Source organism: Leucobacter sp. M11, from assembly GCF_035726885.1.
In the GTDB taxonomy this organism is placed as follows: Bacteria; Actinomycetota; Actinomycetes; order Actinomycetales; family Microbacteriaceae; genus JAPFRB01.
This window is the reverse complement of record NZ_JAPFRB010000004.1, coordinates 223338-227387: the sequence shown is the minus strand read 5'-3', so window position 1 is coordinate 227387 and position 4050 is coordinate 223338. Positions and strand designations below refer to the sequence as shown.

At 68.9% G+C, this 4050-nt stretch carries 3 protein-coding genes; 1 reads left to right on the top strand and 2 read right to left on the bottom strand.

What is annotated here, in order from left to right:
* The coding region (locus tag OOT08_RS13040) for a sodium:solute symporter family protein (protein WP_325093184.1) at nucleotides 1-1685 on the bottom strand (1685 nt) is incomplete at its 3' end.
* Between the two features lie 355 nt (nucleotides 1686-2040).
* Nucleotides 2041-2757 carry a lysoplasmalogenase gene (locus tag OOT08_RS13035; protein ID WP_325093183.1) on the bottom strand — a complete coding sequence of 239 codons (717 nt, stop codon included), beginning with the start codon at nucleotides 2755-2757 and terminating at the stop codon, nucleotides 2041-2043.
* 64 nt (nucleotides 2758-2821) lie between these two features.
* Between OOT08_RS13035 and OOT08_RS13030 the strand changes: the two genes are divergently transcribed.
* Nucleotides 2822-4039: an MFS transporter gene (locus OOT08_RS13030; RefSeq protein WP_325093182.1), complete on the top strand. Its 1218-nt coding sequence runs from the start codon at nucleotides 2822-2824 to the stop codon at nucleotides 4037-4039.
* The last annotated feature ends 11 nt before the right edge of the window (nucleotides 4040-4050 follow it).

Below are 4050 nucleotides of genomic sequence, written 5' to 3'. Positions count from 1 at the left end.
CCGGCGGCGGGCTGGGGCTGGGCGGGCAGCGCGAGCGCGCCGCCGTCCCCCGCGTCGTCCTCGTCGAAGTTCCCGGTGCGCTCCTTGATCAGCGCGAAGTCGAAGCGCCGCTTGTTGCCCAGGGTGATCAGCGTGCACAGCAGCGCGCTGACCGCGTATCCCACGAGCGACCCCGAGAGAACCGGGTAGTCCCGCAGAAACCCAAACACGAAGGGGATCGAGGCGAGGGAGGCGACCGAGCCGACGATCAGGGCCACCCGGGTGCCGAAGAACCCGAAGGCCATGAGGCCCAGCACCACGCCAATTCCGATCACCGACAGGCCCTCGATCAGGAACCCGACCACCCCGTCCACGGGGACCCAGGAGAAGCGCACGGGCAAGAACACCGCGAGCGCCGCAACGACCGAGATCGTGAACGCCATGTTGGTGACGCGGTCCCAGTAGAAGCTCGCGATCACGGGGAACACGAGGCAGCCCCAGAGCGCGCCGACGAAGACGAGCAGATCGAGAATGTTCATCTGCCCGCTGGCGAGCACGAGCGCCGCCGCCATCGCGACGATCATCGTGATCCGGCCGATCAGCAGCATCGTGCGCGGGTTCGCCTTCGCCTTGCCCGCCACGTTCTGCCCGTAGATATCGGTCATCACAATCGAGGACAGCGCGGTCAGGTCGGAGTCCGCCGTGGAGGACAGCGAGCCGATGATCATGATGAAGAACAGGCAGAGCAGGATCGGGCCGAGGTAGGTGGAGGCCATCTGCGGGATGAGGTTGTTCACATCGCCGCCGAGCGGGGTGATGCCCAGGTACAGGGCGAGCACGCCGAACATGCCGATACCGATGATCGTCGCGCCGTAGCCGATCGTCGCGGTGACGAAGGTGGGCTTGATCAGGTCCTCGCGCACCGCGAAGAGCCGCTGGGCAATCGTCTGGTTGCCGATCGCGTAGGCGAGCACCGCGGCGATATAGGGCGCGCCCTGGTTCAGGAAGGCGTCAGAGGAGAAGAAGCTGCTCTGCTGCGGGGTCAGGTTCCCCGCCCCGGTTTCGAAGATCGAGGGCCCGCCCGCCGCGAAGAACACGACCGGGATGATGATGATCACGGCGCCGAGCATCGCGATCACCTGCGCGAAGTCCGTGAGCACCGAGGCCCGGAAGCCGGACCAGAGCGTGTAGAGCAGCACCCCGCCCGCGATCACGATGATGCCCTGCCGGAAGCTAAACGGGGAGAGCATCGCCACGAGCGCCCCGCCCGCGATCAGGTTGGAGGTCAGGCTGATCATGCTGCCGAGCACGTTGGAGCCCGCGAGCATCAGCTGGCTGGACCGGCCGTGCCGGGCGTACATGACCTCCGCGATCGTGTGGGCGCGGGGGGCGACCTTGCGAATCCGACGCCCGAAGGGGTAGATCAGCAGGATCATCAGCGCGCCCCAGAGCCCGTAGTGGATTGGGCCGGAGAGCCCGTAGAGGTACCCGGAGGTCGCCGAGGCGTACATGGAGGAGGCCCAGATCCAGGTCGCGGTCATCGAGGCCGCGGAGATCCCGAAGCCGATCTTGTTCCCGGCGGTCATGTAGGCATCGGCGTTCTCACGCTTCTTCCCGATGCGGAGCGACATGATGAAGCTGCCGCCGAAGAACAGAACAAGCAGGCCGATCACCACCGCTCCCGGGAGCTGCTGAAGTTGGTCCATCTGGTTCGTTTCCTCCGTCGTCTGCGCGCGTGATTTCCGGGGTCGCCGAACGCCGTGGGGCGTGCGGGGACCCGTTCCGGGCAGACCGCAGGCCGGGCGCCGCCGTGGCGTCTCCGGCCCGGGCACACGTCCCGAAACTCGGGCCGCTTCCGGGCGGGAGCCCGTGAGCGGCGGAGGCCGGCGATCCATCGCCCGCGGTGATCGTTCACCGGGCGTCGTTCGCCTGCCTGTATTCCAAACCTAGTCGTTTCGTCGGCATCCGGCTGCCAAGATCGGCGAAATTCCGGCCTTCTCGGGCCATCGGAGGGGGCGCTCGACCAGCCCTCGCCCCGCGGTGGGAGGTGTTATGCCTTTGTTACTTTACGACCGTGTCGGGGGCGACCCGGGGTGCCGCGTCGAACTCGGAGCGGGCCAGGGCGAGCACCGCGCCGAACACGATGCACAGCTGCGCGCCGATGTATCCCACCATGATCACGAAGTCGACCTGCCAGAGCGGGAAGTCGGGGACGAAGCGGTTCGCGCCGAGGATGGAGTCGGAGAACACGAAGAGGGCCCCGCCGATCCCGGCGAACACGTTCACGGTGCTCGAGACGATGCCGGTGAGGGCCAGCACGAGGCCGTAGAGGGCGACGGGGCCGAGCAGCAGCTGGGTCTCGGGGCCGAGCACCGCGAGCAGCACGAGGAACCAGATCAGGTACACGAGCACGATCCAGCCGCGCGGCTTCCGACTGCCGGGCAGCCGGAAGAACGCAAAAACGTAAGCGAGGTGCGCGATCAGGAACGCGCCGAGGCCGGTCAGGAAGCCCGTCGTGTCGTCGTAGAGCAGGGAGGTGTCCCCGATCCAGGAGAAGCCGATGCCCGCCACGAGCGCGAGCACCGCGGGCAGCAGGCGGGTCACGGGGGTCCGCTCCCAGCGCACGGAGCCGATGAAGGCCGCGAGCAGGGTGACCATGAGCCAGCCCTTCGTCCAGTGCGGAATGGGCCGGTTGCCGAGGAAGAGCGCGACCAGGTGGGTCGCGCTCACGGCAATGAACGGGAGGAACCAGAGGGTCCTCCGCAGGGCGGGACGCATGATCTCATCGTATCCGACCGCGCCCGCCCGGCCGCGCCATCCCGCTTGGTAGGCTAGGTCGGCTATGACCCAAGACGAACGCGGCACCACCCTGATCCGGGAGACGGGCTTCGGGTACTTCCCGCTGGCCCTCGTCGCCCGGCTCCCCTACGCCATGATGATTGTCGGCGTGCTCACCCTGGTGGTCGCCGGTCGAGGCTCCCTGCAACTGGGCGGGCTGACCTCCGCCGCGGTCGGCATCGGCACCGCGATCTTCGGCTCCCTGATCGGGGCCGCCGCGGACCGCTTCGGGCAGCGTCCCGTGCTGCTGCTCGTGGCCGCGGCCAACAGCGCGGCCCTCGCGGGGCTCGCCCTGATCGTCTACAGCGACCTGCCGGACTGGTCGATGCTCCTCGTGGCGTTCTCGGTCGGGGCGACCGCGCCGCAGATTGCGCCGCTGTCCCGCACCCGGCTCGTCGCCATCGTCAAGGAGAAGCTGCCCGCGTCGCGGCGGCCGAAGGTGCTGAACAGCACCATGTCCTACGAGTCCACGGCCGACGAGGTCATCTTCATCTTCGGGCCCGTGATCGTGGGGGTGCTCGCGACCACGATGGCTCCGTGGGCCCCGATCGCGGGGGCCTCGCTGCTCACGCTGATCTTCGTGACCGCCTTCGCTCTGCACCCGACGAGCCGACCGGCCATCTCGCAGGCGCAGCGCGCGGAGACGCTCGCGCCCAGCCGGGAGCTGTTCCGGGTGCGGCTGCTCGTCGTGATCGCGGGCATCTTCGGCGTCGGCCTGTTCTTCGGCGCGATGCTCACCTCGCTGACCGCGTTCATGGGCGAGCTCGGCTCGTCCGAGAGCGCGGGCCTGCTCTACGGCGTGATGGGGGTCGGCTCCGCGATCCTCGCGCTCAGCGTGACCCTGTTCCCGCCCGCCTTTCGCCAGCGGGCCCGGTGGCTCGTGTTCGGCGCGGTGCTGCTGCTCGGCACGGGCGGCCTGTTCCTCGTGGACACGATCGCGGGCGTCGCCGTGGCGCTCGTCGTCGCGGGCATCGGCATCGGGCCGACCCTCGTGACGCTCTACAGCATCGCGGCGGACCGTTCGCCCGAGGGCCGCGGGGCGACCGTGATGACGATGCTCGGCAGCTCGCTCGTGCTCGGGCAGTCGCTCAGCGCGGCGGTGACGGGCACGATCGGCGAGCAGTTCGGCGCGACCGCGGCCCTCATGGTGCCCGCCGTCGCCGCTGCGGTGGTGCTGTTCTTCGCCATCGTCAACTGGTTCCTGAGCGCCCCGAAGCGCTGAGCTGGGGTCCG